15 protein-coding genes are annotated in these 18,313 nt (G+C 64.0%); 5 read left to right on the top strand and 10 right to left on the bottom strand.

Features of this window, described 5'->3' with window-relative positions:
• Positions 1–6: 6 nt before the first annotated feature.
• From ligA to smc, 3 genes are read right to left on the bottom strand one after another with little or no spacing between them, the layout of a single operon-like run.
• Positions 7–2,094, bottom strand: a complete 2,088-nt coding sequence (gene ligA / locus AC1DHL_RS09555) for an NAD-dependent DNA ligase LigA (protein WP_478161827.1) — start codon at positions 2,092–2,094, stop codon at positions 7–9.
• Positions 2,095–2,118: 24 nt separating this feature from the next.
• Positions 2,119–3,213, bottom strand: a complete 1,095-nt coding sequence (locus AC1DHL_RS09550; RefSeq protein WP_478161826.1) for a cell division protein ZipA C-terminal FtsZ-binding domain-containing protein — start codon at positions 3,211–3,213, stop codon at positions 2,119–2,121.
• Between the two features lie 13 nt (positions 3,214–3,226).
• Positions 3,227–6,742 carry a chromosome segregation protein SMC gene (gene smc / locus AC1DHL_RS09545; protein WP_478161825.1) on the bottom strand — a complete coding sequence of 1,172 codons (3,516 nt, stop codon included), beginning with the start codon at positions 6,740–6,742 and terminating at the stop codon, positions 3,227–3,229.
• A gap of 104 nt (positions 6,743–6,846) precedes the next feature.
• On the opposite strand from smc, the gene AC1DHL_RS09540 reads away from it, so the two are divergent.
• The 5 genes from AC1DHL_RS09540 to AC1DHL_RS09520 all read left to right on the top strand — a co-directional run bounded on the left by AC1DHL_RS09540 (position 6,847) and on the right by AC1DHL_RS09520 (position 11,865).
• Complete coding sequence (locus AC1DHL_RS09540; RefSeq protein ID WP_478161824.1) at positions 6,847–7,599, top strand: hypothetical protein; 753 nt, start codon at positions 6,847–6,849, stop codon at positions 7,597–7,599.
• Positions 7,600–7,623: 24 nt separating this feature from the next.
• Positions 7,624–8,925 (top strand): esterase/lipase family protein, encoded by a 1,302-nt coding sequence (locus AC1DHL_RS09535; RefSeq protein WP_478161823.1) that lies wholly within the window; start codon positions 7,624–7,626, stop codon positions 8,923–8,925.
• 47 nt (positions 8,926–8,972) lie between these two features.
• On the top strand, positions 8,973–9,665 hold the full coding sequence (locus tag AC1DHL_RS09530) for a P-loop NTPase family protein (RefSeq protein WP_478102584.1): 693 nt from the start codon (positions 8,973–8,975) through the stop codon (positions 9,663–9,665).
• Positions 9,666–10,088: 423 nt separating this feature from the next.
• Complete coding sequence (locus AC1DHL_RS09525) at positions 10,089–11,252, top strand: porin (protein WP_478161822.1); 1,164 nt, start codon at positions 10,089–10,091, stop codon at positions 11,250–11,252.
• A gap of 211 nt (positions 11,253–11,463) precedes the next feature.
• Positions 11,464–11,865: a LysR family transcriptional regulator gene (locus tag AC1DHL_RS09520; RefSeq protein WP_478161821.1), complete on the top strand. Its 402-nt coding sequence runs from the start codon at positions 11,464–11,466 to the stop codon at positions 11,863–11,865.
• A 52-nt stretch (positions 11,866–11,917) separates the two neighbouring features.
• On the opposite strand, the gene AC1DHL_RS09515 is transcribed toward AC1DHL_RS09520, so the two are convergent.
• The 7 genes from AC1DHL_RS09515 to AC1DHL_RS09485 form a co-directional block, all read right to left on the bottom strand.
• Positions 11,918–12,946 (bottom strand): AraC family transcriptional regulator, encoded by a 1,029-nt coding sequence (locus tag AC1DHL_RS09515; RefSeq protein ID WP_478102580.1) that lies wholly within the window; start codon positions 12,944–12,946, stop codon positions 11,918–11,920.
• Between the two features lie 324 nt (positions 12,947–13,270).
• A complete protein-coding gene (locus AC1DHL_RS09510; RefSeq protein ID WP_478161820.1) occupies positions 13,271–13,783 on the bottom strand; it encodes a disulfide bond formation protein B in 513 nt (170 codons plus the stop codon).
• On the bottom strand, positions 13,780–14,874 hold the full coding sequence (locus tag AC1DHL_RS09505) for a sulfate/molybdate ABC transporter ATP-binding protein (RefSeq protein WP_478102576.1): 1,095 nt from the start codon (positions 14,872–14,874) through the stop codon (positions 13,780–13,782). Before AC1DHL_RS09505 ends, AC1DHL_RS09510 begins: the two co-directional genes overlap by 4 nt.
• A 12-nt stretch (positions 14,875–14,886) precedes the next feature.
• Positions 14,887–15,786: a sulfate ABC transporter permease subunit CysW gene (gene cysW, locus AC1DHL_RS09500; protein ID WP_478102574.1), complete on the bottom strand. Its 900-nt coding sequence runs from the start codon at positions 15,784–15,786 to the stop codon at positions 14,887–14,889.
• The gene (cysT, locus tag AC1DHL_RS09495; RefSeq protein WP_478102572.1) at positions 15,783–16,676 is read right to left on the bottom strand and encodes a sulfate ABC transporter permease subunit CysT; all 894 of its coding nucleotides are present in this window, start codon (positions 16,674–16,676) and stop codon (positions 15,783–15,785) included. The genes cysW and cysT overlap by 4 nt, the downstream gene beginning before the upstream one ends.
• A complete protein-coding gene (locus AC1DHL_RS09490; RefSeq protein ID WP_478102570.1) occupies positions 16,677–17,681 on the bottom strand; it encodes a sulfate ABC transporter substrate-binding protein in 1,005 nt (334 codons plus the stop codon). It lies immediately after the preceding gene.
• Complete coding sequence (locus AC1DHL_RS09485) at positions 17,678–18,256, bottom strand: RBBP9/YdeN family alpha/beta hydrolase (RefSeq protein WP_478161819.1); 579 nt, start codon at positions 18,254–18,256, stop codon at positions 17,678–17,680. Before AC1DHL_RS09485 ends, AC1DHL_RS09490 begins: the two co-directional genes overlap by 4 nt.
• Positions 18,257–18,313: the final 57 nt, after the last annotated feature.

Here is an 18,313-nt window from a genome sequence, read left to right as displayed (position 1 = left end):
GCCCGTTCAGGTGGCCGCTTGAAGGATCTCCAGCATCTGCGCCTCGTCGATCACCGCCACGCCGAGGTCGCGCGCCTTGTCGAGCTTGCTGCCCGCCTCGGCGCCCGCGACGACATAGTCGGTCTTCTTGCTGACGGAGCCGGCCACCTTGGCGCCGGCAGCCTCCAGTTTGTCCTTCGCCTCGTCGCGGCTCAGCGTAGGAAGCGTTCCTGTGATGACGAAAGTCTTGCCCGCCAGCGGCTTCAGCGCCCGCGCGGCCGGCTCGCCCTCTTCCCAGTGAAGGCCGCAGGCGCGCAGTTGCTCGACCACCTCACGGTTGTGCGGCTGGTCGAAGAAGGTCCGCAAGCTCTGCGCCACCACCGGGCCCACGTCGTTGACTTCGAGCAATTGCTCTTCGGTCGCGTCCATGATCGCGTCGAGCTTGCCGAAGTGCTTGGCGAGGTCCTTGGCGGTGCTCTCGCCCACGTGGCGGATGCCGAGGCCGAACAGGAAGCGCGGCAAGGTGGTCTTCTTCGATGCCTCCAGCGCATCGACGATGTTCTTCGCCGACTTGTCCGCCATCCGGTCCAGGCCGGCCAGCGTCGACAAGCCCAGCTTGTAGAGATCGGGCAGCGTCCGGATCAGGTTGGCATCGACCATCTGTTCCACCAGCTTGTCGCCCAGACCCTCGATGTCGAGCGCGCGCCGTGCCGCGAAATGCAGGATCGCCTCCTTGCGCTGGGCGCCGCAGAAGAGCCCGCCCGTGCAGCGGTAGTCGACTTCGCCCTCTTCGCGCACCGCATCCGAATCGCAGACCGGGCATTTGTGCGGCATGGTGAACACCGGCCCGCGTTGGTCGTCCGGCCTGGCTGCGCTCTCCGGCAGCACGCCGACGACCTCGGGAATGACGTCGCCGGCGCGTCGCACGATGACGGTGTCGCCTACCCGCACATCCTTGCGGCGCGCCTCGTCTTCGTTGTGGAGCGTGGCATTGGTCACTGTCACGCCGCCGACGAACACGGGCGCCAGCTTGGCCACCGGCGTCAGCTTGCCGGTGCGACCGACCTGCACTTCGATCGCAAGCACCTCGGTCAACTGTTCCTGCGCCGGATACTTGTGCGCCACCGCCCAGCGTGGCTCGCGCGAGACGAAGCCGAGTTGCCGCTGCAACTCGAGGCTGTCGACCTTGTAGACGACGCCGTCGATGTCGTAGGGCAACGCATCGCGCTGACGGCCAATCGTCTCGTGGAAGGCGATCAGCTCCAGCGCGCCGCGCGCCCGGGCGGTCTGCGAGGCCACCGGGAATCCCCAGGCATCGAATTGCTGCAGCCAATCGAACTGCGTCGGCCAGTTCGGGCCACCCTGCTCCGGCGGCGTGACCTCGCCGAGGCCATAGGCAAAGAAGCTCAAGGGGCGGTTCGCCGCAATCGCCGGGTCGAGCTGGCGCACCGCGCCCGCCGCTGCATTGCGCGGGTTCACGAAGACCTTTTCGTTCTTCTGGCCGGCCGCGATCTTTTCGCGCTGGCGCTCGTTGAGCGTGTCGAAATCGTCGCGCCGCATGTAGACCTCGCCCCGGACTTCCACGACCGGCGGAATCTCGGACGCCTTGCCATGCAACCGGAGCGGAATCTGCTGCACCGTGCGGATGTTCTGCGTGACGTCCTCGCCGATTTCACCGTCGCCGCGGGTCGCGGCCTGCACCAGCACGCCGTTTTCGTAGCGCAGGTTCAGCGCCAGGCCATCGAACTTGAGTTCGCACACGTATTCGACCTGAGGTGCGTCTTCCGCCAGCCCGAGCTCCTTGCGAACACGCGCGTCAAAGGCGCTGGCGCCGCCGGGCGTGATGTCGGTTTCGGTGCGGATCGACAGCATCGGCACCTTGTGGCGAACCTTGGTGAAGCCATCGAGCGGCTTGCCGCCCACGCGCAGTGTCGGCGAATCCGGCGTGCGCAGGTCGGGGTATTCAGCTTCGAGCGCCTGGAGGCGCTGAAACAGCTTGTCGTACTCGGCGTCCGGCAACTGGGGTGCGTCGAGAACGTAGTACAGATGAGCGTGCCGGTGAAGCTGCTCGCTCAGCGCGGCGGCTTCGCGAGCCGCCTCTTCGCGCGTCGTCATGCGGGTCTCCCGAAGAGAAGGCGGTTAACTGAAAAGTCTGCGCGCCAATGGCGATCCCGCCGAGAGGTCGCGCGAATCAAGCGTGTCGTAGAGCTGCAGGAGATCGGCGCCGATGACGTCCATGGTCTCGTCACGCAAAGGTTGGCCGTCGCTGTCGGTGACGACGCCATCCATTTCGCGTGCCAATGCGGCGGCGACCTCTCGCATGCGCTCGAAGGCCTGCTCCTCGCGGCCGACCTGGGGTACATCCAGGCTCAGCGTGAGTTCGCGGATGGCCGATTGCGCGGGGTCGTCGGCCAGCGCCGCCTGCGTATCGAAGGACAAGCCCAGGATCGGCGGCAGGCCCGGTTCCGCAGCGGGAAGGACCATGCGCCCCGGAATCATGCCGGCCACGAAGCCCATCCGCGCGGCGTTCTGCTGCACATAACCCGGACTCCACGCGGCATGCCGCGCGCGAAGCACGAAGCTCAGTTGCGCATCATGCGTGCTCGCGAACTGGTCGAGTTCGCGCGCACGGCCGACCTCGTCGAGCATTTCCGGAAACTCGGGCGCGCCGTTCACCGCGTCGGCGAAAGCCTGCGCCTTGACGACGAATTCGGAGTATTCGATCTCGTTGAGCGCGCCCGTCCGGTTGGCCAACTGCACCCCGACCTGGAAGGCGCCGTAGCGCTGGCCTGGCACCGCCGGCTCCCAATTGCCCGTGTGTTCGTTGAGTCCTTCGACCGCGACCGGCTTGCTGCCGGCACGCCGCGTGGCGGGCATCGCGGCAATCGCGGCGTCGCCCGAGGCGAGACCTTCGAGCGATACCGGCGCGATCACGTCGATCAGCGGGTCGAGACCGCCGCGCCGGTCGGCCGTGGGTACGGGCAATGCAGCAGGCGCCGGCAGGTCCGGGTCGAACAGCGGTTCGTGCCGTTCGGTGCCGGGCAAGCGGTGCGGATCGACATGGAGCAAGGGCTCCTGGCCGCCTTGCGACGACGCGTCCGCCTCGGGCGGCTCGGTGGCGCTGGCGTCGGGTTGCCGCGGCGCATTGCGGCGCGACATCCATGTGTTGTAGCCGACCACTGCGGCAAGGACGAGTCCGCCAAGGATGGCGAGGGCGACGGTGAGGCTGCTCATGAATCGGGTCGACTCAAGCAGCTTCGACCATCGACACGGCCGATTCCATATCGACCGCCACGATGCGCGACACACCCTGCTCCTGCATGGTCACGCCGATCAGTTGTTCGGCCATTTCCATCGCGATCTTGTTGTGGCTGATGAAGAGGAACTGGGTTTCGCGGCTCATCGCGGTCACGAGTTTGGCATAGCGTTCGGTGTTGGCGTCGTCGAGCGGTGCGTCGACTTCGTCCAGCAGGCAGAAGGGTGCGGGGTTGAGCTGGAAGATCGCGAACACGAGCGCGATCGCCGTCAGCGCCTTCTCGCCGCCTGACAGCAGGTGGATGGTCTGGTTCTTCTTGCCCGGCGGCTGCGCCATCACCTGCACGCCGGAATCGAGGATCTCGTCGCCGGTCATCATCAGCCTGGCGTTGCCGCCGCCGAACAGCTCGGGGAACATGCGGCTGAAGTGCTCGTTGACGATCTTGAAGGTGCCGCCGAGCAGATCACGGGTTTCGGCGTCGATCTTGCGGATCGCGTCTTCCAGTGTGCCGATGGCTTCGTTCAAATCGGCGGACTGCGCATCGAGGAAGGTCTTGCGCTCGCGCGCGACAGCCAGCTCGTCGAGCGCCGCGAGGTTGACGGCACCGAGCGCTGCGACTTCGCGGTTGAGCCGGTCGATTTCGCTTTGCAGGCCGGTGAGGCGAACCTTGTCGGTTTCGATCGACAGCGCGACCGTTTCGAGATCTGCCTGCGCGTCGACCAGCAGTTGCTGGTACTGCTCGAAGCCGAGGCGAGCCGCCTGTTCCTTCAGCTGGAAATCGGTGATGCGCTGGCGCAGCGGGTCGAGTTCGCGCTCCAGTTGCAGGCGGCGCTCGTCGCTCGCGCGCAATTTGAGCGTCAGGTCGTCGTACTGGCTGCGCGCGGCGCCCAGCGCGCTTTCGCGTTCGAGCTTGAGCGACAGCGCATCCTGCAGCCCGGCCTGCGCGGCCGCGTCGGACAAGCGGCCGAGTTCGGCGCGTGCGCGCTCGTCTTCCTCGGCCAGCGAGACGGTCTGTTGCGTCGCTGTCTCGATGGCGCGGCTGAGTTCGCCGCGGCGCGCTTCGAGCGTGCGCTGCGCAAACGTTGCTTCCTGCGCCTGCCGTTCGAGGCTGCGATGTTGGTCGCGGCTCGCAGCCAGCGCACGGGCCGCTTCGATCACGCGCTCGTCGAGTTGCGCGTGGCGCTCCTGACTGTCGGCAAGCTGCATGTCCAGCTCTTCGAAGCGTGACTCGGCGGCAATGCGCCGTTCCTGCAGCTCTTCGAGCTGGGCGACGACTTCGCCGAGATCGTTGGACAGTTGTTCGCTGCGCGCGCGTGTCTGTTCGGCCAATTGCGTCAGGCGCAGCGTCTCGACCTGGAGTTCGTGCGCACGCGACTGCGTGTCGGTCGCCTCGCGTCGGGCGGCGACGAGGCGCTGGGCCGCTTCGGCGTAAGCGGCCTCGGCGCGGGCCAGCGCTGTGCGCGATTCGTCGGCGATCAGCGTCTGGGCGCGCAACTGGCGCTCCAGGCTTTCCATTTCCTGCTGGCGCGCCAGCAAGCCGGCTTGCTCGGAATCCTGCGCATAGAAACTGACGCTGTGCGCGGTGACCGCATGGCCGCTCTTGACGTAGATCGCCTCGCCCGGCTGAAGCTTGTCGCGCTGGACCAGGGCTTCTTCGAGCGTGTCCGCCGTATGGCAGCCGTGCAGCCACTCAGCGAACAGCGCCTGCTGGCCGGCATCGCTCAGTCGCAGCAGGTCGGAAAGACGCGGCAGTGCAGCCGGGCCCGGCGGCACGGCTGCAACGGGCGGCGTATAGAACGCCAGCTTGGCCGGGGGCGCGTCGCCGCCGAATGCGCGGACCATGTCGAGCCGGCTGACTTCGAGCGCGCCCAGGCGCTCGCGCAGCGCCGATTCGAGCGCGTTTTCCCAGCCCTGTTCGATATGGATGCGGCTCCACAGGCCTTGCAGGCTTTCGAGGCCATGCTTGGCCAGCCAGGGCGCGAGCTTGCCGTCGGTCTTGACCTTTTCCTGCAGCGCCTTGAGCGCTTCGAGGCGAGCCGAGAGCTCGGCATGGCGTGTGCCTTCGGTATTCACGGCCTGCTGGCGCGTGCGACGGTCATCGTCGAGTTGCGGCACCGCTTCCTGCAAATCATGCAGCCGTGCATCGGCTTCGGTGGCGGCCTCCTGCGCGGCAGCGAACTGCTCCTGCAAATCGCGCAGTCGGGCCTCGTCGGGCGCCGCGAGCGCGTTCTGGTCGCTGCGCAGACGCTCGGCGCGCTGGTTGAGCTGGCGGCTCTGTTCTTCGATGTTGCGCTGGTCGGCGGCCAGCACCTGGATCTGCTGCTGGACCTGCGCGACCAAAGCACGCTGGGCATTCGCCTCGTTTTGCGCGCGTTGCTGGGCGTCTTCGAGCTCAGGCATGCGCGCGTCGTGCTCTTCGAGCTGCGCGGCCAGCAGTTCGGCTTGCTCTTCGGCGTTGACGCCTTGACCGGCAAGGGTTTCGATCTCGGCCTCGGCATCTTCGCGACGGGTGCTCCATTGCGCGATCTGCTCGCGCAGTTGCACCAGTCGTTGCTCCACGCGCTGCCGCCCTTCGACCACGAAGCGGATCTCGCCTTCGAGCCGACCCACCTCGGCGCTGGCTTCATACAACTTGCCCTGCGCCTGGTTGACCTGATCGCCGGCGGAATAATGCGCCTGCCGCACGGTTTCGAGTTCGGCCTCGATGTGGCGGAGATCGGCGGTGCGCGATTCAAGGTCGTTGATCGCCTTCTCGGCATCGGCCTTGATCCGGCTCTGGTCGGACTCACTCTCGGTGCGCTTCAGGAACCACAGTTGGTGCTGCTTGCGCGTGGCATCGCTTGTCAGCGTGTTGTAGCGCGCGGCGACCTCGGCCTGCTTCTCGAGCTTTTCGAGGTTGCTGTTGAGTTCGCGCAGGATGTCTTCGACACGCGTAAGGTTCTCGCGCGTGTCTCCGAGGCGGTTCTCGGTCTCGCGGCGACGTTCCTTGTACTTGGAAACGCCGGCGGCTTCTTCCAGGAAGAGCCGCAATTCTTCAGGCTTGGATTCGATGATCCGACTGATCGTCCCCTGCCCGATGATCGCGTAGGCACGCGGCCCCAGGCCGGTGCCCAGGAACACATCCTGGACGTCGCGCCGGCGCACCGGCTGGTTGTTGATGTAGTAGCTCGAATTGCCGTCGCGCGTCAGCACGCGCTTGACCGCGATTTCGGCGAATTGCGACCATTGCCCCCCGGCCCTGTGGTCGGCGTTGTCGAAAACCAGCTCGACGCTCGAACGGCTGGCCTGCTTGCGCGTGGTGGTGCCGTTGAAGATGACGTCCTGCATCGACTCGCCCCGCAGCTCGGAGGCGCGCGATTCGCCGAGCACCCAGCGCACGGCATCCATGATGTTCGACTTGCCGCAGCCGTTGGGCCCGACGACCCCCACGAGTTGGCCGGGCAAGAGGAAATTGGTGGGTTCGGCGAACGACTTGAAGCCGGAGAGCTTGATGGAATTGAGACGCACGACAGGTCGGCCCTAAGCCAAGGTGTTGATTTGTAAGGAGAATTCACTGGCCTGAATCCGGAGGACCGGCCGCCACCTGAGGGGAGGATGATAACGTGCGCCCCATGCGCGCCTCCCCCAGTTTTCCCCTGCTTGAACCTCGAATCTGGCGACCCGGAATCTGCGCCGCGGCCCTCGTGCTCTGCGGTTGCACGTCCACTCAACGCGCCGAGCCCTACAACAATCAGGAATGGCTCCAGACGGGCGCCAACCGCATCGCCAATCTGGCGCTGCGCGACAACATCCAGTCCGTCAAGCGCGTGCAGTTGTCTCTCTACCGGCGCAATCCGCGCGAATGGAAGAAGTGGGCAGCGAGCGCGGACGACGCCATCCAGCGCACCTGGGATGCCATTCAGCAAGAACAGCCCCTGCCCGATCTTCACGGAGCGACTGGCATCGACGCCATCCGGCTGGCCTTCGAGACCACCCCGAAGCCCTACGAGGGGGATCGCGTCGCAGCGCTGGTGGTGGGTTGGGCCTCGCTGCTCAAGCAGGCCAACGGCAACACCTGGGAGCAGAGCATGCTGGACGGCGTGAACGCCGAGAACAGCTTCCGCGCTGCGCGCAACGTCGAGATCTCGCTGTGGCTCATCGGCTCCAAGACCAACCCGGATGGCAAGCCTCTGCTGCTGGCCACGGAAATCAGCGATCGCGGGCGCAATTTGCTGGTCGATCGTGAGCTCTCCAAGGTGGTCGCGCGCCTCGATCTGATGGCCGCACAGGCGGACGAAAAGTACCGCCGCGCGGCACTCGATTTCAGTCAGAACTGGCTTCTCGGCAGCCTGGGGCCGTTCTTTTCGATGGTGCCCAAGAATTAGGGCCTATCCAGGCCTGAGCACACCATGACGATGACGACCGCCAGGACGATTTCGCCAACGCTTCGCATCGTGCTGCTGGTGATGCTCTGCGCCATGACCGCTGGCTGCGCGCTCATCACGGCCGATCGGCAGATGAAGCGCATCCATGATGCCGTGTATTTCACGGGGACCGTCGAAACCGAGAAAGAGGCACGAGGGCCCATCGTGGTCGTGCTCTACAAGGTCGGCGATGAGCCACGGCCGATCTTTCTCGATGTGATTCCGAGAAGCCGCGGGGTCTATCACCTGGCGGCCCCGCCCGGCCAATATGGAATCCTGGCGTTCGAGGATGTCAATCGCGACATGCAGTACCAGCGCGGCGAGCCGGCGGCGCTCTATCAAGGCACTCCCTTGGCCATGGATGCCGTCAACGATCCGCCGACTGCTTCGACAGGACTCGGTCAGATCAGGATTCCCTTCGCCGCACCCACGGTCGCGCTGCCGGCCGTGTTCGACGAAGCCTATGCGGAGTTGGTGCGTCGACGGAACGAAGGATTCGGCGCGCAAGCCGCGATCGACGAAAAGCGTTTCTCCCCGCAAAAGGTGCGCGAAGGAATGTTCGCGCCGCTGCAGTTCATTGCCGAAGACCGGGCGGGACTCTTCATGCTCGAACCCTTCGATCCGAAACGGGTGCCGGTGATCTTCGTGCACGGCATTGGCGGATCGCCGCGCGATTGGGAAGAAGTCATCGACAAGCTCGACCGCACGACCTTCCAGCCATGGGTCTTCTACTACCCCAGCGGTTTTTCCATTGGCCTGTCGGCCATGATGCTCAACAACGCGCTCGATGAGTTGCACTATCGCTACGGCTTCGCCACCAGTGTGGTCGTCGCTCACAGCATGGGCGGATTGGTGACCCGCGGCGCCTTGAACATCATCCTGCGCGAGGGGCGCGTGCCGCCGGTCCATCACGTGATCACGATTTCCACCCCCTGGCTTGGCCAGGAGAGCGCGCGATGGGCGGGCATCGGGCCGACGCGCGTACCGGGCTCGTGGCTCGACATGGCGCCCGGTTCGCCGTTCCTGCGCGAACTCCCGACGGTGCGGCGACCAGCAGACATCCGGTACACGCTCTTTTTCGGCTACGGCGGCCGGTCGCGCTTCGTGCCCGGCAGCAACGACGGTGTCGTTTCGCTGCGGAGCGTCCTCCCGCCCGATATCCAAAGCCGCGCCGATTTCACCTTCGGGTTCGACGAGGACCACAGCTCGATCCTCAAGTCGAGCGCAATGATCGACAAACTGCAGCAGCGCATGAAGGACGAGTTGAATCAGCTTCCGTCCCCCTAGAATCCTCCGGACCTTTCCATCCCTCCTCATCCCTCTCCAGGAACCTCATGAGCTCCCTCAACTTCATCGGCGGCGAAAAGGGCGGTGTCGGCAAGTCGGTCACGGCACGGGTCTTGGCGCAGTATTTCATCGACCACAGCAAGCCCTTCGTCGGATTCGACACCGATCGCTCGCACAGTTCCTTCACGCGCTTCTACGAAGGCTTCGCGTCCCCGATCGTGGTGGACAGCTTCGAGGGGCTCGACACGGTAGTGAATGGATTCGAAACCAATCCCCAGCAGAGCGTGATCGTCGACCTTGCGGCCCAGACGCTGGCGCCGCTGTCGCGCTGGATCAAGGAGTCGGACCTGTTCGACGTGTTCGCCGAACTCGGCGTCGCCGTCAACTTCTGGCATGTGCTCGACGATGGCAAGGATTCGACCGACCTGCTGGGCACGCTGATCGACACCTTCGGCAATCGGCCGAACTACATCGTGGTGCAGAACTACGGCCGCGGCAGCGACTTCGGGCTGCTGCTCGGTTCGCAGTCGCTGAGCAAGGCGACCGCACAGGGCGCGCGCGTGATCGCCCTGCCCCGCTTGCACGACGCGAGCATGCGCAAGATCGATGCGCGCAACACGAGTTTCTGGAAAGCGGTCAACGACCGCGAAGGGCCGCACGCGCTCGGGCTGCTCGAACGACAGCGCGTGAAAACGTGGCTGGCGACGGCTTACGGGGCTTTCGACACGTTGCCGCTCTGAACTCGCCCCCAGGTTGGCTCACTTCGTGTAGCCGCCCACCCCCTACCGGGGGCAACACCGGCGGCCCGGCAAAGCCGGTTCCGCGGTGTTTCTGGAATTGGGCGCGCGGGATTTAGGCGCGCCGCCCACATCTCATTTTCTTGTCCGGGATATGCGTCTTTCGGGGCGCCGTCGTGCGCCTTGCGCGATCGCTGGGTGGCTGTCATGTCGCAACGCGACAACGCAAATGTGCTCTTCGAGGGTCGATCTTGCAGGGTTATTGGATGACCTTGCAGGAACGGGTCTGCCGCGCAGAAGTGCCTCTGATGGAATCGACTCAACTTCCCAATGGGAGGTTGGCCCGGGGGCCGGTGCGAGCACAAAAGTGCCGTCACGGTGAGCCTGTCACACCGGTGCCTTTGTTGAACCTTGGAGAAACCTGGAATGAAAAAATCTCTAGTCGCCCTGGCCGCCCTGGCAACCCTGACTGTTGCCGGCACCGCCTCGGCCCAGTCGTCCGTCACGCTGTTCGGCGTGGTTGACGCTGCGGTCAGCAGCTACTCGAACAGGGCGGAAACCCCACTTGGCAATAGCATCACCACGAATCAGACGGCCCTCACCAACTCCGGCTACAACTCGAGCCGTCTGGGCTTCCGCGGGACGGAAGACCTGGGGGGCGGCTTGGCCGCGAGCTTCTGGCTCGAAGCCGGCCTGAATAACGATGACGGCACCGGTGCTGGACCGGCCGGCGGCTTGAGCTTCAACCGTCGCTCGACGGTGAGTCTCTCCGGCGCATTCGGTGAAGTCCGCCTGGGCCGCGACTACACCCCGACGTACTGGAACGACTCCGTGTTCGATCCTTTCGGCGCGAACGGCGTTGGCGAGAATCTGGTCTCGACCGCCAACGGTGGCATGCTCAACGAGAACTACACGCGAGCCAGCAACTCGATCGGCTACTTCCTGCCACCCAATTTGGGCGGTGCGTACGGCCAGGTCATGTATGCCTTCAACGAGAACGAAAAGTTCGATCCGGCCATTCTGACCCCCAACGAGCCCAATACCCAGCGCGCAGGTCGCTATATCGGTGGTCGCGTCGGCTACGCCACCGGACCGGTTGACATCGCCCTCTCCTATGGTGAAAGCACTGTGGCAGATGACTTCTTCATGGGCTTGACCGCAAACGTTGCGACCTGGAATCTGGGCGCTTCGTACGATTTCGGACCGGTCAAGTTGTTCGGCGAATACTCGGACAACCGACTGAAGATCGACGTCCAGAATTTGGGCATGCTGGCCGATCCTGGTGCCAAGGGTTGGTTGCTTGGTGCGACCGTGCCTGTCGGTCCTGGCCTCATCCGTGCTTCCTATTCGGCAGTGCGGTACCGCGGATTCGAACTGAACGAAGAGCCACGAGCCGACAAGTTCGCGATTGGCTACGTGCACAACCTCTCGAAGCGCACGGCGCTGTACACGACTGTGGCTCGTGTGAACAACAAGAACGGAGCAGGTCTGACCGTCGGCGGCCCGGCGTACAACGTTGCGTTCGACGGCGTCTGGACCACGCCGAAGAGCTCCACTGGCTACGACATCGGTATTCGACACGCTTTCTGATCGAGCGTCAGCATCGAAGGCAGTTTGAGGGCTGCCCGGCAAAAGTCGGGCAGCCTTTTATCTCTTCCGCGAGCGCTTCGCGCCGTCCAGTTGTTCACAAATCAGCCATCAGCCCACATCCGCTCACGTGGCGGTTAATGAGGTCAAAAGATATGGCAAGGGAGTCCAAATGCCGAACAGTTTTCTATCCAGACCATTTGCAGAGAGATTTTTGGACCTCAACGACCTCCGCGTTTTCGCGTATGTCGCATCGCTTGCCAGCTTCTCGTTGGCGGCCGACGCTTTGAAGATCCACAAATCAAGCGTAAGCAGAAGCATCGCACGACTCGAAACCATGCTCGAAGCCCCGTTGCTTCAGCGCACGACGCGCAGGGTTCAACTGACTCGAGCCGGCGTGGCCTTGAAGGTCCGCTGTATTGAAATCCTCACTCGCGTCAACGAGTCGATCACCTACATTGGCAGCATCAATACCGATTGGCCAAGGGGCCGCGGGGTCATCTCCGCTTCGGAGATTGCGTTGCCGAGTCGATCTGAACGCCTGTTGCCACAATTTTCCAAGCCGCGACCGCCGTCACACTCGGTCGTTGAGGCGTTGCGCTTGCAAAAAGCCTGATCGTGTTCTTGACTGCGCAGATGGAATCTTCGTAACCGCGCAGTCATCCATCTCAATGAGTGCCGCAACGCAAGGCCTGCCGCATCTTGCTCGGCGTGACGCGATACCAGTTCTTGAACTTGCGACCGAAGCTGGTCGGATCCGAATATCCCAGTTGCGAGGCAATGTCCTCCATGGACAACTCCGTGTGTTGCAAGTACCAGGCGGCATGCTCCTTGCGCAGTTCGTCCTTGATGTCGGAGTAGGTGACTCCAGCGTCCGCAAGCCTCCGCACCAACGTCCGTGCGGAGATGCCCAAGTCAACGGCCAACTCACCTGCTTCCGGATTGATCGTCATTCGGTCAAGCAGCACACGTCGCACGCGCTGCACGAAGTCACCCTGCCCCAGTTCCGACTCCATTCGCCGACAAGTCTGCGCAGCATCCAGGAATGCCTTTGAATCCGCAGAAGTACAAGGCACTCGGAGTATTTCCGCAGGCAACCGGAAGGTCAGGTGTTCCTGATCGAACGCGACCCTTCGGACATAGCGCAAACACGGCACATCGTTGCCGGCCGGGCGGGGATAGGGCAATCCCACGGTGAGTTCGTCGGCGGGCCGCCCCAACATCGCCTCCAGCAGCCGGCAGTGCGCGCCGAGAATGGATTGCATGACGAAGACGTGCGTCTCGCACAGAGGGCGCAACGGCCTGACCTTGATAGTGCTCCACTGAGGGCCGCTTTGTATCTGGAACTCTACGCTCCCAAAGAGCAGGTTGGCGTGCCGGCTCACAAACTCGAGGCCTTGACCCAGGCTGTCGCTTGTCACGGCCGCGATACCGACCGGGCTGTGATACGGCTGGAGCATGGATCCGGCCATCAAGCCCAATGCCGGCTCGCCACTGCATTGGATGGCCTGGGCGACAAATCGACGGAAGACCGAGAAGTCCACCATCTCCTGGCCGTCGTAGAGGTCCTGCCAAGCCAAGCCCGCACTTGAAAGTACTGTCGAGGGCGATACGCCACGACTGTTCAAGCAGTCGAGGACGCTTCGAACATAGACGGGATGCGCAAACGGGATGGAGACCTCACCCTTGGAATTCATAACTCGATCGTGGATTTGCCTGGCTTGTCAGTAGCGCGGAGCACCCTTGTCCAAAAGGTGTGCGCTTGACGTCGTGGTGTCGTCAACTCGCGGGCTCAGCCGCAAGATTGGGACTTCTCAGAGTCGCTGTTCGACCCCGGCAAATCTACTCTTCGCGTGCCCGCGTTTGGCTCTCAAACGGCCGAGAAAGGTCGCGAAGGTCGCCGCGAAAAAGCTGGAACTTCATTCGAAGCTTTGGGCGCGACGCCACATTGCATGGCGCGGGCGCTCACAGCAGCCGGCGCGGCCGGTCTGCGGGGCTCATGCGAAAGGACTGCGCCGGATTCAGCGCGCGTCGCTGGAAGTCCCGCGACGGAACATCAGAATCAGCAGCAGGATCGCGAAGCCAGTGAATGCGATGAACGACCAGTTTGCGATCGACAGACCCAGGAAGGTCCAGTCCACCTGTGAACAATCACCTGCGCCGCGGAAGATCATCGGCAGTGCGCGCTGCAAGGGGAATGTCTCGATCATTCCGTAGATGTCGCGTCCGCAGCTCATGACTTCCGGCGGATGCCATTGCAGCCAGCTCTGTCGCGCCGCCGTGTAGGCGCCACCGACCGCCATGACAAAGCCGAGCAGCGAGCCCGTCACCTGCAACCCCTTTCGGCGGCTCAGCGAAGCCAGACCCGCGAACAACCCTACCAGCACCAGCGCATACCGCTGCACGATGCACATCGGGCACGGTTCCAGCCCGACCACGTGCTGCAGATACATGCCGAACGCAAGCATTGCGACACACGCTGCGCAAATCAGTGCCAGGGCGCGCCGCGGCGCGCCGAAATACCAGTCAATCATGGTGAAACCCAGTCCTCTACGAACACCCGGGCCTTGCGTGGCGTGGCGACAACCGTGTCGCCCTCGCGCAGACCCAGGTCCCGGAACTGTTGCGCAGGAAGTTGCGCTTCGATGATGGTTCCGGAGCCCGGATTATCAGGATTCGATTCGGTGGGTTCGAGTTCCAATCGCGCGATAGGACCGACCACAATCGCGCGAGTCAAGGTTGCGACGATGCCCGTTGCACCGGGCGTGTACCGCGTGACGGCGAGGTCGTGCGGACGCACGTAGGCCAGCGCCTTTCCGTCGCGCACCTCCCTGTTTTCGGGCGAATCGATGCGGATGCCTTCCACGTGCACCTCGCCCTCGTGGGCGCGACCGTGGAACAGGTTCACATCGCCCAGGAAGCCGTAGACGAAGGGGCTTGCCGGATGGTCCCAGACGTCCTGCGGCGAACCGACTTGTTCGACCTGCCCGCTGTTCATCAGCACCACGCGGTCGGCGACTTCAAGGGCCTCCTCCTGGTCGTGCGTGACGAAGATGCTGGTGACGTGCAGTTCGTCATGCAGGCGTCGAAGCCAGCGGCGCAGTTCCTTGCGCACCTTGGCATCGAGCGCACCGAAGGGTTCGTCGAGCAGCAGAACCTTCGGCTCCACCGCGAGCGCACGCGCCAAGGCGATGCGCTGGCGCTGGCCACCGGACAACTGCGCGGGATAACGATCGGCCAGCCAGTCGAGTTGCACCAGCTTGAGAAGGTCATGCACCTTGGCCTTGATCTGCGCTTCACTCGGACGGGTGCCGCGCGGCTTCACGCGAAGACCAAAGGCCACGTTCTCGAACACCGTCATGTGCCGGAACAAGGCGTAGTGCTGGAACACGAAGCCCACCTGCCGCTCGCGCACGTGCACATCGGTGGTGTCTTCGCCCGCGAACAGGATGCTGCCGGCGTCGGCGGTTTCAAGGCCCGCGATGATGCGCAGCAGCGTGGTCTTGCCGCAGCCCGAGGGGCCGAGCAACGCGACCAGTTCGCCCGACGAGACGTCCAGGTTCACGTCGCGCAGGGCGTGAAAGTCGCCGAACCGCTTGCTGACGTTGCGAATTTCGATACTCATGATTTCTCTCCTTCAGGACGCAACGGCCGGCGGCCGCTCGGGCGGCAGGTCGGCGATGGCCTTCATTTCACGCTCGTGCCGCCATTCGACGAAGGACTTGATCACCAGGGTGACCAGCGCCAGGATGGCCAGCAGCGAAGCCACCGCGAAGGCGGCGACGGACTGGTATTCGTTATAGAGCACTTCCACGTGCAGCGGCATGGTATTGGTCTGGCCGCGGATATGACCCGAGACAACCGACACCGCGCCGAACTCGCCCATGGCTCGTGCATTGCAGAGGATCACGCCGTAGATCAGGCCCCACTTGATGTTGGGCAGCGTCACGCGCCAGAAGGTCTGCCAGCCGGTCGCGCCGAGCACGATCGCGGCCTGCTCTTCTTCCGTGCCCTGTGCCTGCATGAGTGGGATCAGTTCGCGTGCGATGAACGGAAAGGTCACGAACACCGTTGCCAGCACGATGCCGGGCACCGCGAAGATGATCTTGATGTCGTGCGCTGCGAGCCACGGCCCGAACCAACCCTGCGCGCCGAAGACCAGAACGTAGATCAGGCCCGCCACCACCGGCGACACGGCAAACGGCAGGTCGACCAGCGTCGTGAGGAAGGCCTTGCCGCGAAACTCGAACTTGGCAATAGCCCATGCGGCGGCGACGCCGAAGACCAGGTTCATCGGCACCGCAATGGCCGCGGTCAACAAGGTGAGCCGAATGGCGCTCCACGCGTCCGGCTCCTTCAACGCCTCGATGTAGGCATCGAAGCCCTTGCGCAATGCTTCGGCCGCAACGGCGGCCAGCGGCAACACGAGGAACAGCAGCATGAAGGTCATTGCGATGCCGATCAGCGTCCAGCGAACCCAGGCGGCTTCGGTCGTTCCGGCCTGCGCGCGGCGAACGGTTCTGGAAGACGCGCTCATGACAAACTCCCGGCGCGACGCCGCTGCCATACCTGCAGGCCGTTGATGACGAGGAGCAGCACGAACGAAATCACCAGCATCACGAGCGCCACCGCGGTCGCGCCGCCGTAGTCGTACTGTTCGAGCTTGCCGATGATGATCAGTGGCGTGATCTCGGAAATCATCGGCATGTTGCCGGCGATGAAGATCACCGAACCGTATTCGCCGATCGCACGCGCGAAAGCCATCGCGAAGCCGGTGAGCAGCGCTGGCGTGATCGAAGGCAGGATTACTTTGGTAAAGGTCTGCAGGCGCGTCGCGCCGAGGCTCGTCGCGGCTTCTTCGAGTTCTTTTTCAGTGTCCTCGAGCACCGGCTGCACGGTCCGGACCACAAAGGGCAGTCCGATGAAGATCAGCGCGATCACCACCCCGGCCGGCGTAAAGGCCAGCTTGATGCCCAGCGGTTCAAGGTACTGGCCGATCCAGCCATTGCCCGCGAGCAGCGCGGTCAGCGAGATGCCGGCGACGGCCGTAGGCAACGCAAAGGGAAGGTCGACCAGCGCGTCGACGATTCGTTTGCCCGGAAACTTGTAGCGCACGAGCACCCAGGCAACCAGCAGTCCGAACACCAGGTTGACCAGCGCGGCGATCAGCGATGCGCCGAAGGTCAGCCGGTAAGACGCCATGACGCGCGGTGCCGTGACCGCGGTCCAGAACTGGTCCCAGGTCAGCGTGAAGGTCTTGAACACCAGCGCCGAAAGCGGGATCAGGACAATCAGGCTCAGGTACAACAACGCGTAGCCGAGCGTCAGGTGGAAGCCCGGCAGCACGCGCCGGGAGACACCTGCGCCGCCCGCACGCGCAAGCGGCGCCGCCGAGGACGGCAGCGCCGAAGAAACTGCACCGCTCATTTATTTAGCGCCGGGCGTATAGAGCCGGTCGAACTGGCCACCGTCATTGAAGTGGACTTTCTGCGCTTCGCTCAGGCTGCCAAACAGTTCCTGCACCGTGAAGAGTTGCAGCGGCTTGAAGGTCGAGGCGAACTGCTTGAGAACCGCTTCGGAACGCGGGCGCAGCGCATGCTTGGCCGCGATTTCCTGGGCCTCGTCAGAGTAGAGGTAGTCGAGGTAGGCCTTGGCAAGTTCGCCCGAACCCCGCTTGGCGGTCGTGCGCTCCACGACGGCGACCGGGTTCTCTGCCACGATGCTGATCGACGGATAGACGGCGTCGACCTTGCCCGCGCCGAATTCGCGATCGATGGAGACCACTTCGGATTCGAAGGTGATCAGCACGTCGCCGATGTTGCGTTGCAGGAAGGCGGTCGTCGCGTCGCGGCCGCCGCGCGCGAGCACCGGCACGTTCTTGAAGAGCTTGCCGACGAACTCGGCCGCCTGGGCGTCGGTGCCGCCCTTCTTCTTCACGTAGCCCCATGCCGCCAGGTAGGCGTAGCGGCCATTGCCGCCGGTCTTGGGGTTCACGACGACGACCTGCACGCCGGGCTTGATGAGGTCATCCCAGTCCTTGATGCCCTTGGGGTTGCCGTGGCGCGTGAGGAACAGCATCGTCGAAGTGGTCGGCGCCGCGTTGTAGGGGAATCGCTTGGGCCAGTCCTTGGCGACCACGCCGGCGTTGGCCAGGAAATCGATGTCGGTGCTGGTGTTCATCGTGACCACATCGGCGTCCAGACCATCGGCCACGGCGCGCGCCTGGGCGCTGGAGCCGGCATGCGACTGGTCGATCTTGACGTCCTTGCCCGTGGTCTTCTTGTAGTGCGCCACGAAGGCGGCGTTGTAGTCCTTGTAGAACTCGCGCGCCACGTCGTAGGAAACGTTGAGAAGTGTCGTGGGCTGCGCGGAAGCAGCACCTGCGGCGGCGAGCACGAGCGCGCCAAGGATCGTCTTGATTCTGGAAGTCATAGGGTTGCCAAAGGTTCGAAATTTTGACGGCCGTCCATCAGCGTGGTCGGCTCGTTCGTCAGGGATTGGAGCAGAGCAAGGCCCAACGGCCAGTCCCCATGCCCGGATTCAATGTTGATGTGGCCGGCATTCTGCATCCGAACGAATTCGCTTCCCCAGGAGCGGGCATAGGCGCCGGCCAGCCGCACCGGGCAGTAGGGGTCGTTGCTGCTGGCCACGACGATGCTGCGGTAGGGCAGCTTTGCGTAGGGAACCGGCGCGAAATCGGACAGCACGGCGCGTCGCTCGGGGTCGGCGGGCGCCACGAGCAAGGCACCGCCGATGCGGGCGGTCGCGGCTTCGGAGAGGTGCGTGGTCGCGATGCAACCCAGGCTGTGCGCGGCGATGACCACCGGCGTCGGACTCTCGAGCACGAGCTTTTCGAGCGAAGCCACCCAGGCGGAACGCGTCGGTGTGATCCAGTCATCTTGCGTCACGCGAATCGCGCCCTGCATGCGCTCGGCCCATAGGCTTTGCCAGTGGCCCGGACCGGAGTCACGCCAGCCCGGCACGATCACGATGGTTGGTTTCGTCACGCAGAAAACTTGATGGCCTCTAAGGGGAATCGAGGATTCTGCGAAGCATTGCTTCAA

This window comes from Variovorax sp. 10L426, assembly GCF_056395305.1.
The sequence above is the reverse complement of the archived record's forward strand: the minus strand, read 5'-3'. Positions and strand labels throughout refer to the sequence as shown.